Here is a 26,205-nt window from a genome sequence, read left to right as displayed (position 1 = left end):
GAAGGGGCAGGCAGACCATGAGCACTCTCACCGTCACCAGCGCGCATTTCATCGTTCCCGGACAGGCCGACGGGCCCGAGGACAAGCAGGCCATCCCCTTTTCGCTTGAGGCGGAGCAGCAGTTGCTGGGCGCGCTGCTGACCAACAACGACGTATTCGACCGGGTCAGCCAGATCATCAAGTCGGACCATTTCTATCACCCGGTCCATGCCCGCATCTTCGACATCTGCGCCGAACGCATCCGCCGCAATGCGCTGGCCAGCCCCGTCACGATCAAGGCCTTCCTTGAGAACGACGACGGCCTGAAGGAACTGGGCGGCCCGGCCTATCTGGCCCGCATGGCGGCGGCGGCGATCAGCGCCTATGCCGCGCGCGACTATGCCCAGATGATCCGCGAATTCGCCCTGCGGCGCGAGTTGATGACCCTGGGCCAGGACATCGCCGCCCGCGCCGCCACCGTCGAGGTCGGCGACGACGCCGAGGAGCAGATCAAGGCCGCGGAACAGACGCTCTACAAGCTGGGCGAGGCCGGGGTGGCCGAACGCGGGTTCCAGTCCTTCCTCAAGGCCGTGACCGGCGCGGTTCAGGTCGCCAACGCCGCCTATCAGCGCGACGGCAAGCTGTCGGGGATTTCCACCGGGCTGATCGACCTGGACGGCAAGATGGGCGGTCTGAACAATTCGGACCTGATCATCCTGGCCGGCCGCCCGTCGATGGGCAAGACCGCGCTGGCGACCAACATCGCCTTCAACATCGCCAAGTCTCACAAGCTGGGCGAAAAGCCCGACGGCACCCAAGGCTCGATCGAGGGCGGCGTCGTCGGCTTCTTCAGCCTCGAGATGTCGGCCGAACAGCTGGCCGCCCGCATCCTGTCCGAGGCCGCCGAGGTGCCGTCCGAGCGCATCCGCAGCGGCAACATGGACGAGGGCGAATTCCGCCGCTTCGTCGAGGCCGCGCATGCGCTGCAGAACTGTCCGCTGTTCATCGACGACACGCCCGCCCTGCCTATCAACCAGCTGGCCGCCCGCGCCCGCAAGCTAAAGCGCACACATGGGCTGGACGTGCTGATCGTGGACTACCTTCAGCTCTTGAAGGCCGCGACCGCCAAGGACAGCCGCGTGAACGAGGTGTCCGAAATCACCCAGGGCCTCAAGGCCGTGGCCAAGGAGCTGAACATCCCCGTCATCGCCCTGTCCCAGCTGTCGCGCCAGGTCGAGAACCGCGAGGACAAGCGCCCACAGCTGTCGGACCTGCGCGAATCCGGCTCGATCGAGCAGGACGCCGACATCGTGATGTTTGTGTTCCGCGAGGAATACTACAAGGAACGCGAAAAGCCTTCGGACAGCGACCTGGACGCGATGGCCCGCTGGCAGCAGGTGATGGAGAACGTCCATGGCAAGGCCGAGGTGATCCTGGGCAAGCAGCGCCACGGCCCCATCGGCACGGTCGAGCTGGCCTTCGAGGGCCAGTTCACCCGCTTCGGCAACCTTGCCCGCGACCGCCAGAGCCAGTGGGACTGACGCCATGAACCTACCCGTCCCCGTGGCGACCATCGGCCTCCTGCTGGCCTCAAACATCTTCATGACGGTGGCCTGGTACGGTCACCTCAAGTTCAAGACCGCCCCCCTGGTGACGGTGATCTTCATCAGCTGGGGCATCGCCTTCTTCGAGTACCTGATGCAGGTGCCCGCGAACCGCATCGGCTACGGCTATTTCAGCGCCGCTCAGCTCAAGACCATCCAGGAGGTCATCAGCCTCTCGGTCTTCGCAATCTTCTCCTGGGTCTATCTGGGCGAACGGATCGGCTGGCAGCACGGCGTGGGCTTCTCCCTGATCTGCCTCGGCGCCTGGTTCATCTTCCACGACTTCGGCTGATCGCGGGGGTGGCCCGGAGGGGGCGTCGCCCCCACCGGCGGGGGGTCCGGGGGGCCGGCCCCCCGGCTCGCAGCGCGGGACGCAATCCATCTGGCGCATCCCCCCGCAGCCGCGCTATGGATTTCGCGCGGAGGTTTTGCAGATCGTGCATTCCGCCCCTCGAAAGGTCCGACCATGCGCACCCCCCCCCATCTTCTGACCCTCGTCGCCCTGTCCGGGGTGTCCGCGCTGTCGATGAACGTGTTCCTGCCCTCGCTGCCCGGCATGGCGCGCGATTTCCAGGTCGATTACGGCGTGATGCAGCTGTCGGTCTCGGCCTATATCGGGGCCAGCGCGGTCCTTCAACTGCTGGGCGGCCCGCTCAGCGACCGCTTTGGCCGCCGGCCCGTGGTCATCTGGGGGCTGATCGGCTTCCTGCTGGCCACCATCGGTACGCTGCTGGCGACCACGGCCACCACCTTCCTGGTCTTCCGGCTGGCGCAGTCGGTCATCACCGTCTGCATGCTGGTCCCCCGCGCCGTAATCCGCGACCTCTATGACGGCGATCGCGCCGCCTCGATGCTGGGCTACGTCACGATGGGCATGGCCGTCGTGCCGATGATGGCCCCCGTCTTTGGCGGCGTTCTGGACGAGCTGTTCGGCTGGCAGGCCAACTTCGCCGTCATGGGCCTTCTGGGCATCGCCGTCTTGGCGCTGGCCTATCGCGACATGGGCGAGACCGTCCGTGGCGGCGGGATGAGCCTGCGCGCCCAGATGGTCAACTATCCGATCCTTGCCCGATCGCACCGGTTCTGGGGCTATTGCCTGGCCGCGACCCTGTCGTCGGGGGCGTTCTTCGCCTATCTGGGCGGCGCGCCCTTCGTCGGGGAACAGGTTTTCGGCCTGACCCCCGCCCAGGTGGGCTACTGGTTCGCGGCGCCCTCGATCGGGTATCTGCTGGGCAACTTCCTGTCGGCGCGCTTCTCTCCGGTCATGGGCCTGAACCGGATGATCCTGATCGGCGCGGTCATCTGCCTCGTCGCGCTGTCGGCCGCGCTGCTGGTCGACCTGTCGGGCGTGGTGCACCCGCTTGTCTTCTTCGGCGCCATCGCGCTGATGGGGCTGGGCAACGGCATGGTCCTGCCCAACGCCAATGCCGGCATGATGAGCGTGCGCCCCGAACTGGCCGGGACCGCGTCGGGCCTGGGGGGCGCCCTGGCCGTGGCCGGTGGCGCAGCGCTTTCGGCGCTGGCGGGCGCGCTGCTGCAACCGGGCAGCGGCGCCACGCCCCTGCTGGCGATCATGTGCGCCTCCGCCCTGGGCGGGTTGCTGGCGATCACCTGGGTGCTGCGCCGCGAACGTCAGCTGGCCCTGCAGGGCTGAACCTCTTGCCCGACCGCCTTTGCAACCGCTAGAACCGGCTTTGCAAACGGGGGACGCGACGTGGCGACACAAAAGATCTATGCCGGCAGCGCGCTGCGCGAAACCCGCGCCCGGGCCGCCCTGACCCAACGCCGCTTTGCCGAAAAGCTGGGCGTGTCCCTGCCCTATCTGTCCCAGATGGAGAACAACCACCGTCCCATCAGCGCGGGCGTCCTGCTGCGCCTGGCGCAGGAATTCGGCGTTGACCTGACCACTCTGGCCGCGGGCGATGCCGAGCGGATGGTCATCGACATGCAGGAGGCCCTGGCCGACCCGCTGTTCGATGCGGCCCCCCCTTTGGCCGACCTGCGCCTGGCCGCGACCAATGCCCCGGTGCTGGCCCGCGCCTTCCTGGACCTGTACCGCGCTCATCGCGAAGGCCAGGAACGCCTGGCCGCCTTGGACGAGGCGATCGGCGCCGCCAGCCAGAACAGCCTGTCGACGCCATGGGAAGAAGTTCGTGACTTTTTCCACTATTGCGACAACTACATCGACGCCGTCGACCGTGCGGCCGAACGCTTTGCCTGCCCCGACGGGCGGCGGGGCGACCTCTGGGCGATGGCGGTTGCAGCCCTGGCCGCCAAGGGCATCCGTGTCCAGCTGACCGAGCTGCCTGCCAACGCGGTCTTCCGCCGCGACGGCGACCGGCTGCTGGTCAATGCCGCGGCCGAGGCGCCGACCCGCCTGTTCCAGCTGCTGCATCTGGTCGCCCTGGAACGCCAGTCCGACCTGCTGGAGGCGACCCTGGACCTGGCACGCTTTCGCAGCCCCACCGCCCGCCAGATCGCCCGCCTTGGCATGGCCAACTATTTCGCCGGCGCCGCGCTGATGCCCTATCGCGCGTTCATGGCCGCGGCGCAGGCCGAACGCCATGACCTGGAACGGCTGTCGCACCTGTTCGACGCGTCGCTGGAACAGGTCGCGCATCGGCTGTCCACGCTGCAGCGGCCGGGCGCCAAGGGGGTGCCGTTCTTCTTCGTGCGCGTCGATCAGGCGGGCACGATCACCAAGCGCCATTCGGCGACCCGCCTGCAATTCGCCCGCTTTGGCGGTGCCTGCCCGCTGTGGAACGTCCATCAGGCGTTCGAGCAGCCGGGCCGCTTCCTGCGCCAGCTGGCAGAGACGCCGGACGGGGTCCGCTACCTGCTGCTGGCGCGCGACGTCTCGAAGCATGCGGGCGCCTTCAACGCGCCGGTCCGCCGATTTGCCATCGGGTTGGGGGTCGAGGTCGCGCATGCGGGCGGGCTGGTCTATGCCGACGGGCTGGACCTGACCAAGCCGCGCGCCTATCAGCCCATCGGGATCTCATGCCGGATCTGCCCGCGCCCGGACTGCCATCAGCGCTCGGTCCCGCCGATCGACCGGCCACTGCGAATCCCCGCGGATCGTGATGGCCCCCTGCCCTATGAAATCACTTAGGTTTCTCGCCCCTAGGTTGCACGATTGGCGGATCCTTGCCGATAAAGGCAGGGTTCCGCCAATGCGGGGAACCAGACCCCAGGGTCTTGTTGCCAAGAAGGCACAGCTGCTGTTTACCCGTGACCGAACGGAACAACCCGCCGACCTGCTGACAACGGCGTGCCTTCGAGGGACAGTATCTGACAATGACGGTGATGGATCGACTGAACGCGTCGCTGGAAAAGTGGCTGCCGGAGCAACGGCTTTTCCTCCGCTCGGATGATACGACACGCTTTGTCCGCCTGCGCCCCGTGACCCAGATGGTCGGCATCAGCGGCATCACGCTGGTTTTCGGCTGGACGCTGGTGGCCAGTTCCTTCCTGGTCATCGACGCCGTCAGCTCGGGCAACACCCGCGAACAGATCCAGCGCAGCCAGGCCGCCTTCGAGGAGCGCCTGGCCGAGCTGCAGGCCGAACGCGACGCCCGCGCCGCCGAGGCGCTGGCCGCGCAGTCGCGCTTTGCCGTGGCGCTGGACCAGGTCTCTCAGATGCAGTCGCAGCTCCTCTCCTCCGAGGAGAGCCGCCGCGAGATGGAGACCGGCCTGGCTGCCGTCCAGTCCACGCTGCGCGACACGCTGGCCGATCGCGACACCGCCGTCGCCGCCGCCGATGCGGGCACGACCCCCGCCCCCGACCGGACCGAGGAATTCTCGGTCGCGCTGGATATCCTGTCGGGAGAGCTGCGCAGTTCGGCCGACCAGCGGTCCGAGGCCGTCGAGGAGGCCGAGGCCGCCAAGCTGACCGCACAGGAACTGACCGTCGAGCGCGACCAGATCCTGGCCCGCAACGACGAGATCCTGACCCAGCTGGAGGACGCCGTGACCGTGTCCGTGGCCCCCCTGGACGAGGTCTTCCGCAATGTCGGCATGAACCCGGACGAGGTTCTGCGCACCATCCGCAGCGGCTATTCCGGGCAGGGCGGACCGCTGACGCCGATGTCCTATTCGACCCGCGGCAACGCGGCGCTGACCGACACCGAACTGAAGGCCCGCCAGATCATCGTCACGCTGGACCAGATGAACACCTATCGCATCGCGATCGAGAAGCTGCCGCTGGCCATGCCGGTCACCGACAACTTCCGCTATACCTCGGGCTTCGGCCGCCGGTGGGGTCGCTTGCACGAGGGCATCGACATGGCCGGTCCCGTCGGCACGCCGATCCACGTCACGGGCGACGGCGTCGTGACCTTTGCCGGGCGCAGCGGCGCCTATGGCAACCTGATCAAGATCCGCCACGAGCTGGGCACCGAGACCCGCTATGCCCACCTGAGCCGCATCGATGTAAAAGTTGGCGATCGGGTGTCGCAAGGCGACCGGATCGGTGATATGGGGAATACCGGACGCTCGACCGGGCCGCATCTGCATTACGAAGTGCGCATGAACGGTCGGGCCGTGGACCCGATGAGCTTCATCAAGGCAGCAGACAATGTTCAGTAAGACCCGCGTGACCGAGACCCGCCCGACCCCCGACGCAGCGCCGCAGGCGGCCCCCGTCGCGCCAGAGCGCAGCACCCCCGAGGCGCAGGCACCGGCCGCCGCACCCCGTGCGCGCGTGGCACCCTCGGTCCTGTCGGCCGACCTGACGGTGACGGGCAACATCAAGACGCAGGGCGACATCCAGATCGAGGGCACGGTCGAAGGCGACATCCGCGCCCATCAGCTGACCATCGGCGAAACCGCCACCATCAAGGGCGAGATCGTCGGCGACGACGTCATCGTCAACGGCCGCGTCATCGGTCGCGTGCGCGGCCTCAAGGTCCGCCTGACCGCCACCGCGCGGGTCGAGGGCGACATCATCCACAAGACCATCGCTATCGAATCGGGCGCCCATTTCGAGGGTTCGGTCCAGCGCCAGGAAGACCCGCTGAACAACGGCGGCACCAAGAAGCTGGCCCCGCCGACCGAGTGATCGGCCCCTGCCACCCATCCCGACAAGGCCCGCGTTTCGCGGGCCTTTTTCATGGATTGCGGTCCCCCTGCGGTGCGGGTCCAATGCGCCCGAACCGCGGGACGGCGACGGATGCCCATGCGGGCGGGCCCGTCACAGGATAGGCGATCACGGGAGAAAATGATGAAAAGCATTCTGATCACGGGCGCCGGCAGCGGCATCGGACAGGCCACGGCGCGGCTGTTCCTGGACCGCGGCTGGCGCGTGGGGCTGATCGGTCGCAGGCCCGAACCCCTGCACCAGACCGCCGACGGGCATGACGGCGCGCTGGTCCTGCCCTGCGACATCACCGACGACGCCGCGGTCGAGGCGGCATTCGCGCAGGCCGTCCGCAGCTGGGGCCGCCTGGATGTCCTGTTCAACAATGCCGGACGCGCCGCCCCGCTGGCCGATCCCGACCATCTGTCGCCGGACGATTTCCGCGACGTGATCGCGACCAATGTGACGGGCATGTTCCTCTGTGCGCGCGCGGCCTTTGCGGCGATGCGGGCGCAGTCGCCCCAAGGCGGGCGGATCATCAACAACGGCTCGGTCGCGGCCCATGCGCCGCGGGCGGGGTCGGTCGCCTATACGATGTCCAAGCATGCCGTGACCGGCCTGACGCGCAGCCTGTCGCTGGACGGGCGCGCGGTGAACATCGCCTGCGGCCAGATCGACGTGGGCAATGCCGCGACGCAGTTGCTGCGCGAGGCCGCCGCCCGCGATCCCGATGCCGAACCGGTGATCGACGTCGCCACCGTGGCCGATGCCGTCTGGCACATGGCCACGCTGCCACAGGGCGCGAACGTTCAGTTCATGACGCTGATGGCGACCAACATGCCCTTCATCGGGCGCGGCTAGCCATAGCGGCGCAGCAGCGCGTCCGCGACCGGGGGGGTGACGAATTTGGACACGTCCCCGCCCAGGCGCGCGATCTCCTTGACCAGCTTGGAGGCGATGGCCTGGCGCCGGGCGTCGGCCATCATGAAGACGGTCTCGATGCTGCTGTCCAGGGCACGGTTCATGCCGACCATCTGGAATTCGTATTCGAAATCGGCCACCGCGCGCAGGCCGCGCACGATGATACTGGCACCCACGTCGCGTGCACAGTCGATCAGCAGGTTCTCGAACGGGTGGACGACGATCTCTCCGCCGGTCTTGGCGACGATGGCGTCGCATTCGGCCTGGACCATGGCCACGCGCGCCTCCAGGTCGAACAACGGGCCCTTGTCACGGTTGATCGCCACGCCGATCACCAGACGATCGACCAGCGCCATCGCACGCTGGATGATGTCGATATGTCCAAGCGTGATCGGATCGAAGGTTCCGGGATAAAGGCCGATGCGCATGGATGTCGCGTCCTTGGGGTCATGGTCCTGACCCCAAGGCAAACCGCATTTGACCCCGGATTGCAAGATCGTGAACGGCTGCGACGATGCGTCAGCTGCCCATGATCATCCCGGTCAGGGCTTCCTTTTCGGCCGCCAGTTCCTTCAGGCGCCCGCTGACCGCATCACCGATCGAGATCACGCCCAGCATGTCGCCCTGACCGTCCACCACCGGCATGTGGCGGAACCGCCCCTGGGTCATGCGTTCCAGGATGGTCAGCGCGTCCTCTCCGGTGGTGCAGGTCTGGACCTGGGTGGTCATCACGCCGCTGACGGGCTGGGACAGCACGTCGGGTCCGTGCTTGCCCAGCTGACGGACGATGTCGCGTTCGGACAGGATGCCTTCGGGCCGGCGTCCATCGTTGGACACGACCACCGCGCCGATGCGCTTTTCGGCCAGCAGCGTCGCGGCCTCGCCCAGGGTGGTGGTCGGCGCGATGGTCACGATCGTCGCGGAATCGATCCACGGCTTGGCATTGTCGGACTTCATCGACAGCAACTGTTTGACCAGCATCACGGGCCTCCCTCGGACTTGTTCCCCTTCATCATTTTCGCCAAATCGGTTCGCGTCAAGTGCGACCATCGGGGGCCGCGGAAAGCTGCCCCTCCAGTCGGGCGACCTCGGTGCGGATGCCTTGGGCCACCGCCTCGGCCAGCAGGGTCAGCCGGCGCGAGGCGCGGTCGTCGGCATGCCGGATCAGCCAGAAGCTGCGTTTCAGCGCGATGCGTCCGGTCAGCACGCGGCGCACCCCCGGGGCAAAGGGGATCGCGAAATCATGCACGATGCCAAGGCCCGCCCCGGCGCGCACGGCCTGCATCTGCACCGCCACGGAATTGCTGCTGATTTGGGCCGCCTCGACCCCCGTCGCGGACAGATAATCCAGCTCGCGGTCAAAGATCATGTCCGGAATATAGCTGATCATCCGATGCCCGCGCAGATCCTCCAGCCGGTCCAGCGGCGGGTGGCGCGACAGGTAGTCGTCATGCCCCGCCAGGTGCAGATGATAGTCGACCAGCCGCTGGACCATCAGCCGCCCCGTGTCGGGCGGCGACACGGCGATGGCCATGTCGGCCTCGCGCCGGGTCAGGTTCACGACGCGCGGCAGGGCCACGATCTGAATCTCCAGCCCAGGATGGGCGGCGCACAGGTCGCGCGCGACCTGCGGCAGCAGATAGTTCGCGCAGCCGTCGGGCGCCCCGATGCGCAACTGTCCCGACAGGCCCGCATCCCCGCTGACGGCCTCGGCTGCGGCGGTGGCGGCGCGTTCGGCGGCCTCGGCCGGGGCCATCAGGCGCGACCCTTCGGCGGTCAGCTGATAGCCGCCGGGCGTCTTGAGAAACAGCGCCGCCCCAACCGACGCCTCCAGCCGTGCGATGCGGCGGCCGACGGTCGATGCGTCCATCGCCAGCCTGCGCCCGGCGCCCGACAGGCTCTCGGCCCGCGCGACGGCCAGAAAGATGCGCAGATCATCCCAATCCATCGCCGTCCTTTGCAAAAACGCAAAACCCTTTTGCCAGCATTCCCCTTTCTTCCGCAAATCCGCAAGACTAGGCTGCGCCCAACAGTTGCAGGAGGACGCGATGAAAGAGATACATCACTGGATCGACGGCAAGGAATACAAGGGCACCTCTGGCCGGTTTTCCGATGTCTACAACCCCGCCACGGGCGAGGTTCAGGCCCGCCTGTCGCTGATCAACAAGGCCGAGATGGACGACGCCATCGCCCGCGCCGCCAAGGCCCAGATCGCATGGGGCGCCACCAATCCGCAGCGCCGCGCCCGCGTGATGATGGCCTTTGTCGGCATGATCAACCGCGACATGGACAAGCTGGCCGAGGCCCTGTCCAGCGAGCACGGCAAGACCTTCCCCGACGCCAAGGGCGACATCCAGCGCGGGCTGGAGGTGATCGAGTTCTGCATCGGCGCGCCGCATCTGCTGAAGGGCGAGTTCACCGACAGCGCCGGCCCCGGCATCGACATGTACTCTATGCGCCAGCCCCTGGGCGTGGTCGCGGGCATCACGCCCTTCAACTTTCCGGCCATGATTCCGCTGTGGAAGATGGGCCCGGCCCTGTCCGCCGGCAATGCGATGATCCTGAAACCCTCCGAGCGTGACCCCTCGGTGCCGCTGATGCTGGCCAAACTGCTGCAGGAGGCGGGCCTGCCCGACGGCGTGCTGCAGGTGGTCAACGGCGACAAGGAATCGGTCGACGCGATCCTGGACAGCGAGGTCATCCAGGCCGTGGGCTTCGTGGGCTCGACCCCGATCGCGCAGTACATCTATGAACGCGCCGCCGCGACCGGCAAGCGCGCGCAGTGCTTCGGCGGTGCCAAGAACCACATGATCATCATGCCCGACGCCGACCTGGACCAGGCCGCCGACGCGCTGGTCGGCGCGGGCTACGGGGCTGCGGGCGAGCGCTGCATGGCGATCTCGGTCGCGGTGCCGGTGGGCGAGAAGACCGCCGATGCGCTGATCGAGAAGCTGATCCCGCGGATCGAAAGGCTGAAAGTCGGTCCCTGGACCGCCGGCAACGACATCGACTACGGCCCGGTCGTGACCAAGGCCGCCAAGGAGAACATCCTGCGCCTGGTGCAGTCGGGCGTGGATCAGGGCGCTGAGCTGGTCGTCGACGGCCGCGACTTCAACCTGCAGGGCTATGAGGACGGCTTCTTCGTCGGACCCCACCTCTTCGACCGCGTGACCCCGGACATGGACATCTACAAGACCGAGATCTTCGGCCCGGTCCTCTCCACCGTCCGCGCCGCGACCTATGAGGATGCGATCAAGCTGGCGCTCGACCACGAATACGGCAACGGCACCGCGATCTATACCCGCGACGGCGACACGGCGCGCGACTTCGCGAACCGCATCAACATCGGCATGGTGGGCATCAATGTGCCGATCCCGGTACCGCTGGCCTATCACACCTTCGGCGGCTGGAAGAAATCGGGCTTCGGCGACCTGAACCAGCACGGCCCCGATGCGTTCCGCTTCTATACGCGGACCAAGACCGTGACGGCGCGCTGGCCGTCGGGGATCAAGGAAGGCGGAGAGTTCAACTTCAAGGCCATGGACTGACGCTGGAATCGGCCCTTCCGATGCGGGGGGCGCTGCGCGGGGGGGCCGGGGGGCAGCCAGCCCCCCGGCACGTCGCGGGACGCAAGCCCGGCGCGTCCATGGCAACCAGGACGGACCCATGACGACCGATCGCGACCTCACCCCCGACTTCACCTTGGGCATCGAGGAGGAATATCTCCTCGTCGACGCCGACACACTGCAGCTGGCCGCGGCCCCCGAGGCGCTGATGCAGGCGCTCACGGCCGATCTGGGCGAGCAGGTCAGCCCCGAATTCCTGCGCTGCCAGGTCGAGATCGGCACCCCGGTCAGCGCCGACATCCGCGCCGCGGGCGATCACCTGCGCCACCTGCGCGGCACCGTCGCCCGGCGCGCCGCGGAACATGGGCTGGCGCCCATCTCGGCCTCCTGCCACCCGCAGGCCGACTGGCGCGAACAGGATCATACCGACAAGGACCGCTACAACCAGCTGTCGCGCGACATGGGCGGCGTGGCGCGGCGCATGCTGATCTGCGGCATGCATGTCCATGTGGGCATCCCCGACCCCGCGCAGCGCATCGACCTGATGAACCAGCTGGCCTATTTCCTGCCGCATCTGCTGGCCTTGTCCGCCTCCAGCCCCTTCTGGATGGGCGAGGATTCGGGCCTTGCCTCGTACCGCACCACGGTCTTCGGCGACATGCCCCGCACCGGCCTGCCGCCGCAGATGGGCAGCTGGGACGAATTCGAACGCTCGGTCCAGGCCCTGACCGACCTGGGCATCATCGAGGACAGCAGCAAGATCTGGTGGGACCTGCGCCCCAGCAGCAAATACCCCACGCTGGAGACCCGCATCTGCGACGCCTGCCCGCGGATCGAGGATGCGCTGACCCTGGCTGCCCTGATCCAGACCACCTTGCGCATGTTGTGGCGCCTGTCGCGCGGCAATCAGCGCTGGCGGCAGTACGAGCCCTTCCTGCTGGCCGAGAACCGCTGGCGCGCGCTGCGCTATGGCACGACCGAGGGGCTGATCGACTTTGGTGCCGGGCGGATCATCCCGTTCGACCAGATCGCCGACGACTGGCTGGGCCTGATCGCGCAGGATGCCGACGCGCTGGACTGCCAGCCCCATGTCGCCCGCCTGCGAGACATGGTGGCGCATGGCACCGCGGCCGAGGCGCAGCGCGCCGTCCATGCCCGCGCGCGCCAGGCCGGGGTCGACCGCGACGACGCCTTGCGCGCCGTCACCCGCCATCTTGTGCAGGAGTTCACCCGCGACCTGTAACCGCTTGCAACACTGTCGCAACATCTGGCAATTAAACACCTGTTCAATTCAGACCGGTCCGGGGAGGGGCTGCCGATGGATTTCGCACTGACCGAGGAACAGCAGGCCATCTTCGACATGGCCCGCGATTTCGGGGCCGACCGCATCGCGCGCCATGCGCAGGACTGGGAACGTCAGGGCACCATCCCGCGCGACCTCTGGCCCGACGTGGCGGCCCTGGGCCTGGGCGGCATCTTCGTCTCCGAGGATCACGGCGGCACGGGGCTGTCGCGCCTGGACGGCACGCTGGTCTTCGAGGCGTTGTCGATGGCCTGCCCCTCGGTCGCGTCCTTCCTGTCGATCCATAACATGTGCGGCGGCATGATCGACAAATTCGGCACCGATCAGGCCCGTGACCGCTGGCTGCCCGACCTGTGTTCGATGACCCGCATCTTCAGCTATTGCCTGACCGAACCGGGTTCCGGGTCGGACGCGGCCGCCCTGCGCACCCGCGCCGACCGCGACGATCAGGGGTGGCGGTTGAACGGAACCAAAGCGTTCATCAGCGGCGGCGGCTACAGCGACGTCTATGTCGCCATGGTCCGCAGCAGCGGCGACGGCCCCAAGGGGATCAGCACCGTCATCGTCGAGAACGGCACGCCGGGCCTCTCCTTCGGGGGGCTTGAGGACAAGATGGGCTGGCGGTCCCAGCCCACGACCCAGGTCCAGTTCGACGACTGCATCCTGCCCGCCGACAACCTGCTGGGCGAGGAGGGGCGCGGATTCTCCTACGCCATGGCCGGGCTGGACGGCGGGCGCCTGAACATCGCCGCCGCCGCCCTGGGCGGCGCGCAAGCGGCGCTGGACCGGACGCTGGCCTATATGGGCGACCGCCGCGCCTTCGGCAAATCACTGGACCAGTTCCAGGCCCTGCAGTTCCGCCTGGCCGAGATGGAGACCGCCCTGCAATCGGCCCGCATCTTCCTGCGCCAGGCGGCGTGGAAGCTGGACCAGGGCGCGCCGGACGCGACCAAGTTCTGCGCCATGGCAAAACTGCACGTCACCGACCGCGCCTTCGAGGTCGCGAACCAGTGCCTGCAGCTCCATGGCGGATACGGCTATCTGGCCGATTACGGCATCGAGAAGATCGTGCGCGACCTGCGCGTCCACCAGATCCTGGAGGGCACGAACGAGATCATGCGCCTGATCATCAGCCGCGCCCTGTTGGCGGAAAGGGCCTAACATGGACGACCTGACCATCCGCACCGCCGGGCGCGCCGGGCGCATCACCTTCACCCGGCCCAAGGCGCTGAACGCCCTGACCCATGCCATGGCCCGCGCCATCCACGACGCTTTGGACGGCTGGCGCGACGATCCTGCGGTCGCGCTGGTCATCATCGATGCCGAAGGGGACCGCGCCTTCTGCGCCGGGGGCGACATCGCCGCCGTCTATCACGCGGGCCGCGCGGGCGATCACCAAGTCGGGCGCGACTTCTTTCGCGACGAATACCGCATGAACGCGGCCATCGCCGATTTCCCCAAGCCCATCGTGGCTTTCATGCAAGGGTTCGTCATGGGCGGCGGCGTGGGGGTGGGCGGTCATGCCAGCCACCGGATCGTCGGCGACACGACGCGCATCGCGATGCCCGAAAGCGGCATCGGCCTGATCCCCGACGTGGGCGGCACCTGGCTGCTGGGTCGCGCGCCGGGGCGGATCGGTGAATACCTGGCGATGACCGGTGGCCGGATGACGGCAGGCGACGCGATCCATGCCGGCTTTGCGGACATGTATATTCCCGAAGCGGACTGGCCGGGCCTGATCGCCATGCTGGAGGACAGCGGCGACGTGACCGGCCTGCGCGGCCACCCTGCCCCCGCGGCGACGCTGGACCGGCGCGACCTGTCCGCCTTTGGTGGCCGCACCCTGGCCGATATCACCGCCGCGTTGCAGGAGGCGGGCGACGACGGGTCGCTGGAGGCGCTGCGGCGCAATTCGCCGCTGTCGATGGCGGCGGGGCTGGCGATGGTGCGTGCGGCCCGCGGCGACGATTGCATGCAGCAGTCGCTGTCGCGCGAATACCGCTTTACCGCCCGCGCCACGGCCGAAAGCGATTTCCTGGAGGGCGTGCGCGCCCAGATCATCGACAAGGATCGCAAGCCCGTCTGGCGCCGCGACGCGTCCGATGACACGCTGCGCGCGATGCTGGCCCCGCTTGGGGATGACGAACTGCAATGGGAGACTGCAGAATGAAGATCGGCTTCATCGGACTGGGCAACATGGGCGCGCCCATGGCCGCCAACCTGGCTGCCGCGGGACATCAGGTCACGGGTTTCGACACCGCGGCCCCCGCCCCCGCGGGCGTGACCCTCGCCGCCAGCGCGACCAAGGCGGTGTCGGGCGCGGATGTGGTCTTCACCATGCTGCCCAATGGCCAGATCCTGCGCGACGTGGCCGACCAGATCATCCCCGCCATGCAGCAGGGCGCGGTCCTGTGCGACTGTTCCACCGTCGACGTGGACAGCGCGCGCGCCGTGGCGCAAGCGGCCCGCGCAGCGGGGCTGGGTGCGCTGGACGCGCCCGTCTCGGGCGGCACCGGCGGCGCACAGGCCGGCACGCTGACCTTCATGGTGGGTGGCGCCGAAGCCGATTTCGCCACCGTCCAGCCGCTGTTCGCGGTCATGGGCCAGAAGGCCGTCCATTGCGGCGACGGCGGCGCCGGACAAGCGGCCAAGATCTGCAACAACATGATCCTAGGCGTCACCATGATCGCCACCTGCGAAGCCTTTGCCTTGGCCGACAAGCTGGGGCTGGACCGCCAGAAGATGTTCGACGTCGTGTCGACCAGTTCGGGCTATAGCTGGTCGATGAACGCCTACTGCCCGGCGCCGGGCGTGGGCCCTGTCAGCCCCGCGGACAACGGCTACAAGCCCGGCTTTGCCGCCGAACTGATGCTCAAGGATCTTGGCCTGTCCCAGCAGGCGGCCGAATCGGTCGGCGCGCAGACCCCGATGGGGGCGTTGGCGCATCAACAATATGACGACTTCGTCACCCGCGAAGACGGCCGAGGACAGGATTTTTCGGCCATGCTGCCCCGATTTACGGCGCGGAACGGTTGATCGGAGCAGGTTGTTAACCCCTGCCGTGGTGATATGCGGTGGCGAGCCTGCGAACGGGGTGCAGCCATCATGGACCGGATCTTGCGACGTCTCTCCACCGCCCTGCTGATCGGCGCATGCGCGCTGGTCCCTCAGGACGGCTTTGCCCAGCAGCGCCCCACCGTCGGTGAGGTGCCGGCGCCCGAACAGGTTCGCCAGATCGACAAGCCCGGCGCCGTGGGCCTTGGGCCGCAGCTGCCGGGCAGCGTCTATGCCGTCGTATCGGGCCATCTTGTCCGCATCCAGATCGGCAGCGGCAAGATCCTGTCGATCCTGCGGCCCCTGCCCGACTGAACGTGGCAGTTCCGCATCGGCATGCCTGCCATGCGGCGTCGCAGCGGAACCGGTCAGGCAATCCCGGGTTGACCCGTTGTAACTGATCCGAGGATATGATGACGCCGCTGCACCCCCTTGCCGCCGTGGCGGCCGGGACAATGCTCGGCCTCGCCGCCCTGACCGCCCCCAACACCACGCCGACCCGTGGCCTGCAGGCCGTGCCGGCATGTACGACGGAATGTCTGGGCGGGCATGCAACCATGCCGATGGTCGGTGACAGCGTTCCCGAGGACCAGCTGCATCGTGTCAGCGCACCGGGTCGCTATGGCCTGTCTCAGGCGCCCGATGGCGACAGCTATGCCGTGGTCGGTGGCCATCTGGTGCGGATCGATGCAGATGACGGGCGTATCCTGTCGGTTCTGCGACCCGCACCGCGGATTCTGGACTAACCGTCCAACAAGGCGCGCGCAGCCTCGGTGGCGGCGTCGGTGACACGGTCGCCCGACAGCATGCGCGCGATCTCGGCCACGCGCTCGGGTTGGGGCAGCGGCGTGACGGTGGAGGTGGTCATCCCGTCCGTCACGGATTTCGACACGCGGAAATGCACCGCGCCCAAAGCCGCGACCTGCGGCGAATGAGTGATGACCAGCACCTGCGCACCATCCGCCAAATTCTGCAGACGGCGGCCGACGGCATCGGCGGTGGCCCCGCCGACCCCGCGATCGATCTCGTCAAAGATCATGACCAGCGCGTCGTTCCCCCGCGCCAGGCAGACCTTCAGCGCCAGCAGAAAGCGGGACAGTTCGCCACCGGAGGCGATCTTGTCCAGCGGTCCCGACGGTGCGCCCGGGTTGGTCGCCACCGTGAACGCGACGGTATCGCGCCCGTCCGGCCCGGGTTCGGCGGGCGACACGACGGTGCGAAAGACCGCACGTTCCATCTTCAGCGGCACCAATTCAGCGGTCACGGCGCGGTCCAACCGGGTCGCGGCCTCGGTCCGGGCGGCGGTCAGCGCATCGGCCGCGGCATCATAGTCCGCCTGAGCGTCCCGCGCGGCACGGCGCAGGTCGCCCATCCGCGCCTCGCTGGCGTCCAGACGCTCCAGCCGGTCGCGCAGTTGCTGCGCCAGCCCGGCCAGATCGTCGGGCAGGATGTCATGCTTTCGCGCCAAGGCACGCAGCGCGAACAGACGCTCCTCGGTCGATTCCAGCGCGTGCGGATCGAAATCCAGCGCGGCCAGCGTGTCCTCGACCCCGCGGGTGGCCTCGCCCAGCTCGATCAGCGCGCGTGACAGGGCGGCCAGGGGCTCGTCCAGTCGACCTTCGGCCTGCTCGGATGCGCCCTCCAACCAGCGCGCGGCGTCGACCATCGCGCCTTCGGCACCGTCTCCCGCCAGCATCTGCAGAGCGCGCGCCACGTCATCCCGGATGCGCTCCGCGCCCTGCATGGCGCGGCGCGCGATGTCCAGGCGCTGTTCCTCGCCGGGTTCGGGGGCCAGCTTGTCCAGTTCCGCCACGGCGTGGCGCAGGAACTCTTCCTCCTGCCTGGCGGCGGCCAACGCGGCCTCGGCCTCGGCCAGCGCCCGGTCCGCATCGCGCCGTGCGGCCCAGGTGCGGCGGACCGCCGACAGGTCCATCGCGCCGAACGCGTCCAGCAGGGTGCGATGCCCGCGCGGATTCAACAGCCCGCGGTCGTCATGCTGCCCGTGCAGCTCGACCAGGACCTCGGACAGCTGCCGCAGAACCTCGCCCGACACCCGGCGGTCATTGACCCAGCCCGTCTTGCGCCCATCCAGCGTGTTCACGCGGCGCAGGATCAGTTCGTCGTCATCGATCGTGATCCCGGCCTCGGCCAGCAGGGCGCGGGCGGGATGAACCTCCGGCAGGTCGAACACCGCCTGAACCTCGCCCTGCGCCGCCCCCTGGCGGACCAGTTCGGCGCGGCTGCGCCAGCCCAGAACGAACCCCAGGCAATCCAGCAGGATGGACTTGCCAGCGCCGGTTTCTCCGGTCAGCACGTTCAGGCCGGGGCCGAACGACAGCTCCAGCCGGTCGATCAGCAGCATGTCGCGGATGTCCAGCGATCTCAGCATGGGCCACGGCCCCTGCGCACGGCCTGCATTACAGCCAGCGTCCCTGGATGGTCTGGCGATAGACGTCGGTCAGCCAGCTGTCACCGCGCACCTCGGCCGACAGGCCGCGGCCGCGCAGCTGCCGGAACGCGTCGTCATAGAAGGGCGAGGACTGGAAGTTGTGTCCCAGGATGGCGCCCGCCGTCTGCGCCTCGTCCAGCAGTCCAAGGGCCAGATAGGCCTCGACCAGACGCAGCAGCGCCTCGGGGGTCTGGGTGGTCGTCTGGAACTCCTCGACCACCACGCGGAACCGGTTCACCGACGCCGCGTAATGCCCCTGCTTCAGGTAATAACGCCCGATCTCCATTTCCTTGGCGGCCAGGTGATCGAACGCCAGGTCGAACTTCAGGATCGAACTGCGGGCATATTCGCTGTCGGGATACTGCTCGATCACCGTCCGCAGCCCCTGCAGTGCCTGAAAGGTCAGGCCCTGATCGCGACCGACGTCATCGATCTGATCGTAATAAGACAGCGCCAGCAGATACTGTGCATAGGCCGCATCCTCATCGGTCGGATAGGTGTCCAGGAACCGCTGCGCCGCGCCGCGGGCCTCTTCGTAATTGCCCGCCTTATGGTTGCCATAGGCCTGCATGATCAGCGCGCGCTTGGCCCATTCGGAATAGGGATACAGCCGCTCGATCTCGCTGAAATAGACGACGGCATCCTCGGGATCGCCGCTGTTCTCCAGCTCGAACTCGCCCCGCTTGTAGATTTCCTCGGCCGTAAAGCGGTCCAGATTCTGCTTTTGCGCCGCGTCCCGGTTGCCGCCGCAGCCAGTCAGGACAACGCCCGCCAGCACCGCAGCCACCACCGAAGCCGAGATTTTCGAGCCCGCCATCTTTATCCTGCCCTACGATTTGCCGATGCGCTGCCCGCACGCGGGCGGCGCTGCCGGGATCCTCTAGCACAGAACATCAGGGGGCGCAAAATGGCAATCCGTTGAATTCGGCCAAGGTCCCGGCGCCCCGCGCCGTCACTCGGCCGCAAAGGCCGCGGCAAGTTCGGGACGTGCATAGTCGGCGACACCCGCACCCGGCAGGCGGCCTTCCAGCTCGGGCGTGCACCGCTCCCAAGTCCATGCAGTGGGGTCGGCGAACAGCGCCCGCAGCAGGCGGTTGGTCATCGCGTGGCCCGCACGGTGGCCGGTATAGCGCGCCAGCAGCGGCGCACCGGCCAGCGCCAGATCGCCGGTGGCGTCCAGCATCTTGTGGCGCACGGCCTCGTCCGCGTGACGCAGGCCGCCCGGCGACAGGACGCGCCCGCCATCGACCACGACCGCGTTCAGATAGGTCCCGCCCAGGGCCAGGCCGTTGCGGCGCATCGCCTCGACATCCGACGCGCGGCAGAAGGTGCGGCTGTCGGCCAACTCGCGCAGGAACGCGCCATTGGCCATGTCCAGACGCTTTTCCTGATGCCCGATCGCGGCGTCGGTAAAGTCGATCTCGAAATCGATCTCCAGGTGGTCGGCGGGCGACAGGCGGGCAAAGGCTTCGCCCTCGCGGACCTCGACCGTGCGCAGGACGCGGATCGCGCGCAGCGGTGCGGCCTGACGCGCGATGCCGGTGTCCAGGATCGCGTCCACGAAGGGCGCGGCCGAACCGTCCAGAATCGGAATTTCGGGCCCATCGACGGTGATCAGCGCGTTGTGGATACCCGTGCCGGCCAGCGCAGCCATCACGTGCTCGACCGTCGAGAGGGTCACACCCAAACCGTTGTCCAGCAGCGTGCACAGCTTGGACGGCGTCACATGGTCCCACAATGCCGGAATGTCGACCGCAGGCGACAGGTCGGTGCGGCGAAAGACGATCCCGTGGCCGGGCTGTGCGGGATGCATGACCAGACGCGCGGGCGCACCGGAGTGGAGCCCGACGCCCTGCAATGTCACCGTGTCTTTCAGCGTCGCCTGCATGATCTGCCTGCCTTCGGATTCGTCGTGGGGCGCACCTGCCCCTTCTGTCACTCCAGCTAGGTCTGGCAGTGAACGCATTCAATTAACGTTTTGTAACGGGGTGAAACATTCCCCTGCCCTGCCCTGCAACCCGATGGCCGTTTTCGCCCAAGAGGTTGACTGGCAAAGGGAAAGGGCCGCTTTGAAGCGGCCCTTGCAACCAGTGGATGTGCCGGTTTCGTGATACGTCAGTTGGCCTGACGGCGCAGGAAAGCCGGGATCTCGACATTGTCCTTGCCGTTCGAGTCGGGGCTGGCCAGATCGTCGAAGTCGGTGTCGTGCTGACGGGCGCGGACGGCGACGCGGTCGTTCACACGCTCGGCGATCGAGGATGCGGCCGGCTTGGCGCCGCCCGGCTGGTCGTTGCCATGGCCTGCCATGCGCTCCAGCATGCGGCCCAGACCGCTCATCCGGCTGGTGGCGGGCTGTGCAGGCTGCTGCTGCGGCTGTGCGGGGACGCGACCGTGGTTGTCCACGGCGCGGCGCAGGCGGTCCATCACCTCGGGTGCGGGCTGGCCGGCACGCGGGGACTGCGGCGCACGGGGCGCGACAAAGGCCGACGCGTCGTCGTCGATGCGCACGGCGTTCTGGCGGGCGCTGTCCTTCGGCTGATAGGCCGGCTGCGGCATGTCGTCCTCGGCGCGCGGGTCGTGGCGCGGGGCCTCGACGCGGGCCGTCTCGGCAGAGGATGCGATCGGGGGCGCCACGCGGCGCGCCGGGATCGCCGGCTGCTCCTCGGCGGCGGCACCGACCTGCGGGTTCTGGGTCAGCGGCGCAGCCATGCCGCGGCGGGGCGAGGGAACCTCGGCCACCGCGACGGCGGCGTCGATGCCGGTCGCCACGACCGAAACGCGGATCGTGCCGTCCATGTCGGGGTCCAGGGTCGAACCGACGATGATGTTGGCATCGGCGTCCACCTTGTCGCGGATGACGTTGGCCGCCTCGTCCAGTTCGAACAGGGTCATGTCATAGCCGCCGGTGATGTTGATCAGCACGCCGCGCGCGCCGTTCAGGCTGATCTCGTCCAGCAGCGGGTTGGCGATGGCACGCTCGGCGGCTTCCTGGGCGCGGTTCTCGCCCGAGGCCTCGCCGGTGCCCATCATGGCCTTGCCCATCTCGTCCATCACCGACCGCACGTCGGCAAAGTCCAAGTTGATCAGGCCCGGCTTGACCATCAGGTCGGTCACGCCCTTGACGCCCTGGTACAGCACGTCGTCGGCCAGCGCGAAGGCGTCGGTGAAGGTGGTCTTTTCGTTGGCCAACCGGAACAGGTTCTGGTTCGGAATGATGATCAGCGTGTCCACGACCTTCTGCAGGGCCTCGACGCCCTCCTCGGCCTGGCGCATCCGCTTGGTGCCCTCGAACTGGAAGGGCTTGGTCACGACGCCGACGGTCAGGATGCCCATCTCGCGCGCGGCCTGCGCGATGATCGGCGCCGCACCGGTGCCGGTGCCGCCGCCCATGCCCGCGGTGATGAAGCACATATGCGCGCCCATCAGGTGATCGACGATATCCTCGATCGTCTCCTCGGCGGCCTTGGCGCCGATCGTGGGCTTGGCGCCCGCGCCCAGACCCTCGGTGACCTTGGGCCCGATCTGGATGCGCGAGGTCGCACGCGACTGCTGCAGCGCCTGCGCGTCGGTGTTGGCGACCACGAACTCGACCCCGTCGAGCTGCTTCTGAATCATGTTGTTGACGGCGTTGCCACCTGCGCCACCGACACCGAAGACGGTGATGCGCGGCTTCAGCTCTTCTTCGTCATTCATCATCAGATTGAGGTTCATGGTGTCCGCCTGTTACCGCTGCTGCATTGGGGAGGCGGGTGTACCGCTCGAATCCCGTTTCTTAATGGTTACCGTAACAATTGGCACCAGTTCCGTCACCCGAAAAAGCCGGGCGTTTCGCAAAATCTGGAGGGGCTACCCTTGAAATAGGCGGCATCTTGCCATGTCTTCCGAATGTGGTGGGAAAACCCTTGCCACCCCCCAGAACCAAGGTGGTGCAATCACCAGTTGTTCTTGAACCAGCGATAGGCGCGACGCAGGCTGCGCGCGGGATAGCGGTCGGCCGGCATCTCGAAATCCCACCATTCATCCTGCGGATGTGCGGCGAACAGCGCCAGGCCCACGGCGCTGGAAAAGCTGGGATCGGTCAGCTGATGGGCCAGACCGTCGATGCGCAGCGGCCGCCCGCAGCGCACGTTCGGACCCAGGATGCGCGTCGCCAGCCCGTCCAGGCCGGGGATCTGGCTGCCGCCCCCGGTCAGCACGATCTGCTGGCTGGGCATCCAGTCGAACCCGGCCGCGTCCAGCACCTCGCGGACATGCTCCAGCATCTCCTCGACGCGGGGGCGCATCACGCCGATCACGTCGGCGCGGCTGACCTGGCGGCGGTCCGCCTCCCAGTCCCCGGTTTCTCCGCCGACCTCGATCATGTCGCGGTCGTCGCGGCCCGTCGCCTCGACGCCCCCGTTCAGCGTCTTCAGGCGCTCTGCCACGGGCAGGCTGACACGCAGACCCTGGGCGATGTCCTGGGTGATCAGGTTGCCCCCGATGGGCACGTGATCGGAAAAGATCATGTGCTTCTTGACGAAGATCGACACGCCGGTGCCGCCACCGCCGAAATCGACACAGGCCGCGCCCAGCTCCTGCTCATCCTCCACCAGCGACGCGCGGGCCGAGGCATAGGGCGCCGAGGCGATCCCCGCCAGTTCAAGGTCGCAGCGCCGGATGCACTGGACCAGGTTGCCGATGGAATCGCCGTCCACGGTCAGCACATGCATGTCGCAGAACAGCTTGTTGCCCAGATGGTCGCGCGGGTCGGCCAGGTTGCTGCGGTTGTCGACCGCGAAATTCACCGGCTGCGCGTGCAGCACCTCGCGGCCGCGGCCGAAATCGGGGGCGTCGCAGGCGGCCAGCACGGATGCCACGTCATGTTCGCCGACCTTGCCGGATTCCAGCACGATCTCTCCGGCCAAGCCATACGAGGCCGGCCGGCCGCCCGACAGGCAGGCGATGACATGATCGACGCGCACGCCCGCGACCTTCTGCGCGGCGGCGACGACCGTGCGGATCGCACGCTCGGTCTCGGCCATGGTTTCGATCTCGCCGCGGCGCATCCCGCGCGACCGGGTCGATGCCGCGCCGATCACGCGGAAATTGACCTGCCCCGCCATCGGGCCCACGCCGTCGGTTTCCCGGAAGGTGCCGTTGCCGTCGATGCGCAGGACAAGGCAGGCGATCTTGGACGTGCCGATGTCCAGGATGCCGATCACGCCCCGCTGCAGGGCCGCCCGGCGGATGTTACGCATCGCGCGTTGCGTCTGATACAGGTCCACCATTCCTCAGCCCTCCGTCTTCTTGTCATCGGGCAGCACGCTGCCATCGGGTCCCAGCAGCGGCAGGCCGCGTGCGGTGCGTATCGTGTTGCGCGCATCGATCCCCAACCGCAGGACGGGCCGCGTCGGGTCGCGCAGATCGACGATGGTGATGTCGCGGCCCAGCATGTCCTCGGCCCGGTCCATCGCGATCGCGGCCTCCAGCGCGATCACCGCACCGGTCTCGGGCAGCAGGATGCGCTGGCCGTGATCCAGCACCAGGTCCCACCGCCGTTCGCCGCGCCGCACCAGGCCGCGCACGCGGGGCAGGATCGGACCCGCGGCGTCGAACAGGGCCAGCGCCTCGGTCGTGGCCAGGTCCGCCCCCTCTCCGGTGATCAGCGGCAGGTCGGCGCGCACCTCGCGCGAGGTCAGGCTGGCCACGCGATGACCGCCGGCGTCCAGCATGTCGATGCCGCGCGCGTGGCGCCACAGGATCGCGGGTTCGCGTTCCTTGACCACCGCCGACAGGATGCCGCCCGGCTTGATGCGCAGGTCGATGGATTCGACCGCGTCCAGCTGCAGCACCTGCAGGCGCAGCGCCGCCAGATCGATGTCGAAGCTGGAGGCCGGCAGATCCACCGGCAGCATCGCGCGAAGGGCGCGGTCCACCACCGGGGTCGCCCCCTCGATCGTCATGATGCGGACCTGGAATTCGTCGCGGCTCTGGACCTTGGTCACCACGCTGGCGACGGTGTCGTTAAGCGCGGCGCGACGGTCCTCGTCGGCCAGCCACAGCCCCCCGATCATCGCGATGGCAAAGGCCGGAAGGCCCACGCGCAGCACCCGGCGGTACAGCGGCGTCAGCCACATCCGTTCCAGGCGGTACTTCAGGCGCGACGGCGCGGGGTCGCGGCGCTGCCGCGCGGCGGGCGGGGTGATCTGCTTTCCGGGACGGTGATCGATCACGACCGGCACAGCGCGTCCTCCACCATCCAGCGCATCAGCGCGGGAAAGTCGATGCCGGCATGGGCCGCCTGTTCGGGGGCCAGACTGGTCGGCGTCATGCCGGGCTGGGTGTTCAGCTCCAGGATGATCAGCCCGTCCACGCCGCGCGTCTCGTCCCACCGGAAATCGGTGCGCGTCAGGCCGGTGCAGCCAAGCGCCTTGTGCGCGCGCACGGCCATCTCCAGGCAGGCGGCGCGGATGTCGTCGGGAATGTCCGCGGGGATCACGTGGCGCGACCCGCCGACGGTGTATTTCGCGGCGTAATCGTACCAGCCGCTGGTCAGGATCTCGGTCACGTCCAGCGCGCGGTCGCCCATGACCGTGGTCGTCAGCTCCCGCCCGGGGGCATAGGTCTCGACCATCACGCGCTCGGGCATGTCGGCGGACAGCGCGGGCGGCTGGTTGGCGCCGTCATGGACGATATAGACGCCGACGGACGATCCCTCGTCATTGGGCTTGACCACATAGGGGGGCGGAATGACGTGGCGCAGGCGCACCTCGGCGGCGTCGGCGATGACGCTCTCGACCACGGGCAGGCCGGCGGCGCGGAACGCCTGCTTGGCGCGCGTCTTGTCCATCGCCAGCGCCGAGGCCAGCACACCCGAATGGGTATAGGGAAGGTCCAGCCAGTCCAGGAGGCCCTGGACGCATCCGTCTTCTCCCCACCGGCCATGCAGGGCGTTGAAGACGACGTCGGGTGCGGCATCGGCCAGACGCCGGACGATCTCGTCCCCGCGCGCGGCGCCAAGATCGATCTCGGTTACCTGATATCCCGCCACCCGCAGCGCATCTGCGCATTCGCGTCCCGACGACAACGACACCTGGCGTTCAGCCGAGGGTCCGCCCATCAGAACAGCGACCGAGTGGGCTGTCCTGCTCGACCTGCCCGCCACTTTTCGCCTTTCGTGCCCGGTTGATCCGGGCTTGATCTGGTCCGCGCCCCCTTGAACGGAGGCGTCATGTCGCATCAGGTTACAAGCAAAGCGCGAACCGCAAAAGCTCAATTTCGGCTGTCTGCGCAGAATGTTGCGCAGCGGGCGTCAGTCCGTGTCGGGACCGGGGTCGCCGATGCGGATGACCTCCCATTGCAGGTCGTGGCCGCTCTCCTCCAGCACGCGGCGTCGGACCAGTTCGCCCAGGGCCTCCAGCTCGGCTGCGGTCGCGCCGCCAGTGTTCAAAAGGAAATTCGGATGCTTTTCCGACATCTGCGCGCCGCCCCAGCTGTGTCCGCGCAGCCCCGCCCGGTCGATCAGCGACCATGCCTTCAGGTCGTGCACGTCATCCGCCTGCCCGGTCGAGCTGAACCCCGCCGGGTTGCGAAATGTCGAACCGGCGCTGCGTTCGCGGGTGGGCTGGCTTTCGTCGCGCCGTGCCAGCTGATCGGCCATCTTGGCGTGCAGCCGGTCGGGGTCGCCCGGCGCGGCACGCAGCCGGGCACTGGTGATCACCCAATCGGCCGGCAGATGCGTCTCGCGATAGCCGAAACGCAGATCGGCGGGCGTCAGCGTGACGCGTGCGCCCTGCCGCGTGACGGCCTGCGCGTCGATCAGGTGGTCGGCCACATAGCTGCCATAGCAGCCCGCGTTCATCCGCACCGCGCCGCCGATGCTGCCCGGGATCGTGCGCAGGAAGGTCAGGTCCAGCCCCGCCTCCGCCGCCCGCCGCGCGACCTGTGCGTCCAGCGCCGCGGCACCCGCGGTGACGGTGTCGCCGTCGATCTCGACGCTGTTGAAGGCGCGGCCAAGGCGGATGACCACGCCGCGGATGCCGCCGTCGCGCACGATCAGATTGCTGCCCACGCCCATCGGAAAGACCGGGACACCGGGGTCCAGCGCGGCAAGGAAATCAGCCAGGTCATCCTCGTCCGCGGGCTGGAGCAGCCAGTCGGCGGGGCCGCCGACGCGCAGCCAGGTCAGGCCGTCAAGGGTTCTGTCGGGGATCAGGCTGCCGCGGGGGGTGGGAAGGTCGATGCTCATGGCCTTGGGTGGTAGCCAGCGGCGC

Annotated in this window: 25 protein-coding genes; 14 read left to right on the top strand and 11 right to left on the bottom strand. The window is 68.1% G+C overall.

Going from position 1 to position 26,205, the window contains the following annotated elements; all coding sequences use genetic code 11:
- Nucleotides 1–17: 17 nt before the first annotated feature.
- The 7 genes from EOJ32_RS07855 (at nt 18) to EOJ32_RS07825 (ending at nt 7,521) form a co-directional block, all read left to right on the top strand.
- Nucleotides 18–1,520, top strand: coding sequence for a replicative DNA helicase (locus tag EOJ32_RS07855; protein ID WP_084693681.1), 1,503 nt, complete (start codon nt 18–20; stop codon nt 1,518–1,520).
- A gap of 4 nt (nt 1,521–1,524) precedes the next feature.
- Nucleotides 1,525–1,875, top strand: coding sequence for a DMT family protein (locus tag EOJ32_RS07850; RefSeq protein ID WP_127898173.1), 351 nt, complete (start codon nt 1,525–1,527; stop codon nt 1,873–1,875).
- A 174-nt stretch (nt 1,876–2,049) separates the two neighbouring features.
- Nucleotides 2,050–3,237, top strand: a complete 1,188-nt coding sequence (locus EOJ32_RS07845; RefSeq protein ID WP_045981165.1) for a multidrug effflux MFS transporter — start codon at nt 2,050–2,052, stop codon at nt 3,235–3,237.
- Nucleotides 3,238–3,297: 60 nt separating this feature from the next.
- Complete coding sequence (locus EOJ32_RS07840) at nt 3,298–4,695, top strand: short-chain fatty acyl-CoA regulator family protein (RefSeq protein ID WP_045981164.1); 1,398 nt, start codon at nt 3,298–3,300, stop codon at nt 4,693–4,695.
- Between the two features lie 185 nt (nt 4,696–4,880).
- Nucleotides 4,881–6,170 carry a DUF5930 domain-containing protein gene (locus EOJ32_RS07835; RefSeq protein WP_127898172.1) on the top strand — a complete coding sequence of 430 codons (1,290 nt, stop codon included), beginning with the start codon at nt 4,881–4,883 and terminating at the stop codon, nt 6,168–6,170.
- Nucleotides 6,160–6,642 carry a polymer-forming cytoskeletal protein gene (locus EOJ32_RS07830; RefSeq protein ID WP_045981162.1) on the top strand — a complete coding sequence of 161 codons (483 nt, stop codon included), beginning with the start codon at nt 6,160–6,162 and terminating at the stop codon, nt 6,640–6,642. Before EOJ32_RS07835 ends, EOJ32_RS07830 begins: the two co-directional genes overlap by 11 nt.
- A gap of 162 nt (nt 6,643–6,804) precedes the next feature.
- Nucleotides 6,805–7,521, top strand: a complete 717-nt coding sequence (locus EOJ32_RS07825) for an SDR family oxidoreductase (RefSeq protein WP_127899324.1) — start codon at nt 6,805–6,807, stop codon at nt 7,519–7,521.
- On the opposite strand, the gene coaD is transcribed toward EOJ32_RS07825, so the two are convergent.
- From coaD to EOJ32_RS07810, 3 genes are all read right to left on the bottom strand, one after another.
- Nucleotides 7,518–8,009 carry a pantetheine-phosphate adenylyltransferase gene (gene coaD, locus EOJ32_RS07820; RefSeq protein ID WP_045999505.1) on the bottom strand — a complete coding sequence of 164 codons (492 nt, stop codon included), beginning with the start codon at nt 8,007–8,009 and terminating at the stop codon, nt 7,518–7,520. The two genes, EOJ32_RS07825 and coaD, sit on opposite strands and share 4 nt — an antisense overlap.
- Nucleotides 8,010–8,100: 91 nt before the next feature.
- Entirely contained in the window at nt 8,101–8,562 is a 462-nt protein-coding gene (locus EOJ32_RS07815) for a CBS domain-containing protein (RefSeq protein ID WP_127898171.1), read from the bottom strand.
- Nucleotides 8,563–8,617: 55 nt separating this feature from the next.
- Entirely contained in the window at nt 8,618–9,529 is a 912-nt protein-coding gene (locus EOJ32_RS07810) for a LysR family transcriptional regulator (protein ID WP_045999506.1), read from the bottom strand.
- Between the two features lie 100 nt (nt 9,530–9,629).
- On the opposite strand from EOJ32_RS07810, the gene EOJ32_RS07805 reads away from it, so the two are divergent.
- The 7 genes from EOJ32_RS07805 (at nt 9,630) to EOJ32_RS07775 (ending at nt 16,250) form a co-directional block, all read left to right on the top strand.
- Nucleotides 9,630–11,129, top strand: a complete 1,500-nt coding sequence (locus EOJ32_RS07805) for a CoA-acylating methylmalonate-semialdehyde dehydrogenase (protein WP_127898170.1) — start codon at nt 9,630–9,632, stop codon at nt 11,127–11,129.
- Nucleotides 11,130–11,247: 118 nt separating this feature from the next.
- Nucleotides 11,248–12,390, top strand: coding sequence for a carboxylate-amine ligase (locus tag EOJ32_RS07800; protein ID WP_127898169.1), 1,143 nt, complete (start codon nt 11,248–11,250; stop codon nt 12,388–12,390).
- 75 nt (nt 12,391–12,465) lie between these two features.
- Nucleotides 12,466–13,611 carry an acyl-CoA dehydrogenase family protein gene (locus EOJ32_RS07795; RefSeq protein WP_127898168.1) on the top strand — a complete coding sequence of 382 codons (1,146 nt, stop codon included), beginning with the start codon at nt 12,466–12,468 and terminating at the stop codon, nt 13,609–13,611.
- A 1-nt stretch (nt 13,612) separates the two neighbouring features.
- The gene (locus EOJ32_RS07790) at nt 13,613–14,620 is read left to right on the top strand and encodes an enoyl-CoA hydratase/isomerase family protein (RefSeq protein WP_127898167.1); all 1,008 of its coding nucleotides are present in this window, start codon (nt 13,613–13,615) and stop codon (nt 14,618–14,620) included.
- Nucleotides 14,617–15,486, top strand: coding sequence for a 3-hydroxyisobutyrate dehydrogenase (gene mmsB / locus EOJ32_RS07785; RefSeq protein WP_045981153.1), 870 nt, complete (start codon nt 14,617–14,619; stop codon nt 15,484–15,486). The genes EOJ32_RS07790 and mmsB overlap by 4 nt, the downstream gene beginning before the upstream one ends.
- Before the next feature lie 81 nt (nt 15,487–15,567).
- The gene (locus tag EOJ32_RS07780) at nt 15,568–15,819 is read left to right on the top strand and encodes a hypothetical protein (RefSeq protein ID WP_127898166.1); all 252 of its coding nucleotides are present in this window, start codon (nt 15,568–15,570) and stop codon (nt 15,817–15,819) included.
- 98 nt (nt 15,820–15,917) lie between these two features.
- Nucleotides 15,918–16,250, top strand: a complete 333-nt coding sequence (locus EOJ32_RS07775; RefSeq protein WP_164871406.1) for an RcnB family protein — start codon at nt 15,918–15,920, stop codon at nt 16,248–16,250.
- Here the strand turns inward: EOJ32_RS07775 and recN are convergent.
- The 8 genes from recN to murB all read right to left on the bottom strand — a co-directional run bounded on the left by recN (nt 16,247) and on the right by murB (nt 26,180).
- Entirely contained in the window at nt 16,247–17,893 is a 1,647-nt protein-coding gene (recN, locus tag EOJ32_RS07770) for a DNA repair protein RecN (RefSeq protein WP_045981150.1), read from the bottom strand. The two genes, EOJ32_RS07775 and recN, sit on opposite strands and share 4 nt — an antisense overlap.
- 28 nt (nt 17,894–17,921) lie before the next feature.
- Nucleotides 17,922–18,770 carry an outer membrane protein assembly factor BamD gene (locus EOJ32_RS07765; RefSeq protein ID WP_127898164.1) on the bottom strand — a complete coding sequence of 283 codons (849 nt, stop codon included), beginning with the start codon at nt 18,768–18,770 and terminating at the stop codon, nt 17,922–17,924.
- 135 nt (nt 18,771–18,905) lie between these two features.
- Nucleotides 18,906–19,841, bottom strand: a complete 936-nt coding sequence (gene lpxC, locus EOJ32_RS07760; RefSeq protein WP_127898163.1) for a UDP-3-O-acyl-N-acetylglucosamine deacetylase — start codon at nt 19,839–19,841, stop codon at nt 18,906–18,908.
- Nucleotides 19,842–20,068: 227 nt separating this feature from the next.
- Nucleotides 20,069–21,664 (bottom strand): cell division protein FtsZ, encoded by a 1,596-nt coding sequence (ftsZ, locus tag EOJ32_RS07755; protein ID WP_127898162.1) that lies wholly within the window; start codon nt 21,662–21,664, stop codon nt 20,069–20,071.
- 221 nt (nt 21,665–21,885) lie between these two features.
- Nucleotides 21,886–23,220, bottom strand: coding sequence for a cell division protein FtsA (gene ftsA, locus EOJ32_RS07750; RefSeq protein ID WP_045981146.1), 1,335 nt, complete (start codon nt 23,218–23,220; stop codon nt 21,886–21,888).
- A 3-nt stretch (nt 23,221–23,223) separates the two neighbouring features.
- Nucleotides 23,224–24,174 (bottom strand): cell division protein FtsQ/DivIB, encoded by a 951-nt coding sequence (locus EOJ32_RS07745; protein WP_045981145.1) that lies wholly within the window; start codon nt 24,172–24,174, stop codon nt 23,224–23,226.
- Nucleotides 24,162–25,097, bottom strand: coding sequence for a D-alanine--D-alanine ligase (locus tag EOJ32_RS07740; RefSeq protein ID WP_194885292.1), 936 nt, complete (start codon nt 25,095–25,097; stop codon nt 24,162–24,164). Before EOJ32_RS07740 ends, EOJ32_RS07745 begins: the two co-directional genes overlap by 13 nt.
- A 147-nt stretch (nt 25,098–25,244) precedes the next feature.
- A complete protein-coding gene (gene murB / locus EOJ32_RS07735; protein WP_127898160.1) occupies nt 25,245–26,180 on the bottom strand; it encodes a UDP-N-acetylmuramate dehydrogenase in 936 nt (311 codons plus the stop codon).
- Between the last annotated feature and the right edge of the window lie 25 nt (nt 26,181–26,205).

This window comes from Paracoccus sp. Arc7-R13, from assembly GCF_004010775.1.
GTDB classification, from domain to species: domain Bacteria; phylum Pseudomonadota; class Alphaproteobacteria; order Rhodobacterales; family Rhodobacteraceae; genus Paracoccus; species Paracoccus marcusii.
Note: the sequence above shows the minus strand (reverse complement) of the source record. Positions and strands in the feature narration are given on the sequence as shown.

Coding starts and splice junctions, on each gene's coding strand:
- EOJ32_RS07765 (WP_127898164.1), bottom strand. CDS start 18,770: ATGGCGGGCTCGAAAATCTCGGCTTCGGTGGTGGCTGCGGTGCTGGCG.
- EOJ32_RS07775 (WP_164871406.1), top strand. CDS start 15,918: ATGACGCCGCTGCACCCCCTTGCCGCCGTGGCGGCCGGGACAATGCTC.
- EOJ32_RS07800 (WP_127898169.1), top strand. CDS start 11,248: ATGACGACCGATCGCGACCTCACCCCCGACTTCACCTTGGGCATCGAG.
- coaD (WP_045999505.1), bottom strand. CDS start 8,009: ATGCGCATCGGCCTTTATCCCGGAACCTTCGATCCGATCACGCTTGGA.
- ftsZ (WP_127898162.1), bottom strand. CDS start 21,664: ATGAACCTCAATCTGATGATGAATGACGAAGAAGAGCTGAAGCCGCGC.
- EOJ32_RS07790 (WP_127898167.1), top strand. CDS start 13,613: ATGGACGACCTGACCATCCGCACCGCCGGGCGCGCCGGGCGCATCACC.
- EOJ32_RS07855 (WP_084693681.1), top strand. CDS start 18: ATGAGCACTCTCACCGTCACCAGCGCGCATTTCATCGTTCCCGGACAG.
- EOJ32_RS07835 (WP_127898172.1), top strand. CDS start 4,881: ATGACGGTGATGGATCGACTGAACGCGTCGCTGGAAAAGTGGCTGCCG.
- EOJ32_RS07815 (WP_127898171.1), bottom strand. CDS start 8,562: ATGCTGGTCAAACAGTTGCTGTCGATGAAGTCCGACAATGCCAAGCCG.
- EOJ32_RS07825 (WP_127899324.1), top strand. CDS start 6,805: ATGAAAAGCATTCTGATCACGGGCGCCGGCAGCGGCATCGGACAGGCC.
- lpxC (WP_127898163.1), bottom strand. CDS start 19,841: ATGCAGGCGACGCTGAAAGACACGGTGACATTGCAGGGCGTCGGGCTC.
- mmsB (WP_045981153.1), top strand. CDS start 14,617: ATGAAGATCGGCTTCATCGGACTGGGCAACATGGGCGCGCCCATGGCC.
- ftsA (WP_045981146.1), bottom strand. CDS start 23,220: ATGGTGGACCTGTATCAGACGCAACGCGCGATGCGTAACATCCGCCGG.
- EOJ32_RS07830 (WP_045981162.1), top strand. CDS start 6,160: ATGTTCAGTAAGACCCGCGTGACCGAGACCCGCCCGACCCCCGACGCA.
- EOJ32_RS07850 (WP_127898173.1), top strand. CDS start 1,525: ATGAACCTACCCGTCCCCGTGGCGACCATCGGCCTCCTGCTGGCCTCA.
- murB (WP_127898160.1), bottom strand. CDS start 26,180: ATGAGCATCGACCTTCCCACCCCCCGCGGCAGCCTGATCCCCGACAGA.
- EOJ32_RS07795 (WP_127898168.1), top strand. CDS start 12,466: ATGGATTTCGCACTGACCGAGGAACAGCAGGCCATCTTCGACATGGCC.
- EOJ32_RS07845 (WP_045981165.1), top strand. CDS start 2,050: ATGCGCACCCCCCCCCATCTTCTGACCCTCGTCGCCCTGTCCGGGGTG.
- EOJ32_RS07805 (WP_127898170.1), top strand. CDS start 9,630: ATGAAAGAGATACATCACTGGATCGACGGCAAGGAATACAAGGGCACC.
- EOJ32_RS07810 (WP_045999506.1), bottom strand. CDS start 9,529: ATGGATTGGGATGATCTGCGCATCTTTCTGGCCGTCGCGCGGGCCGAG.
- recN (WP_045981150.1), bottom strand. CDS start 17,893: ATGCTGAGATCGCTGGACATCCGCGACATGCTGCTGATCGACCGGCTG.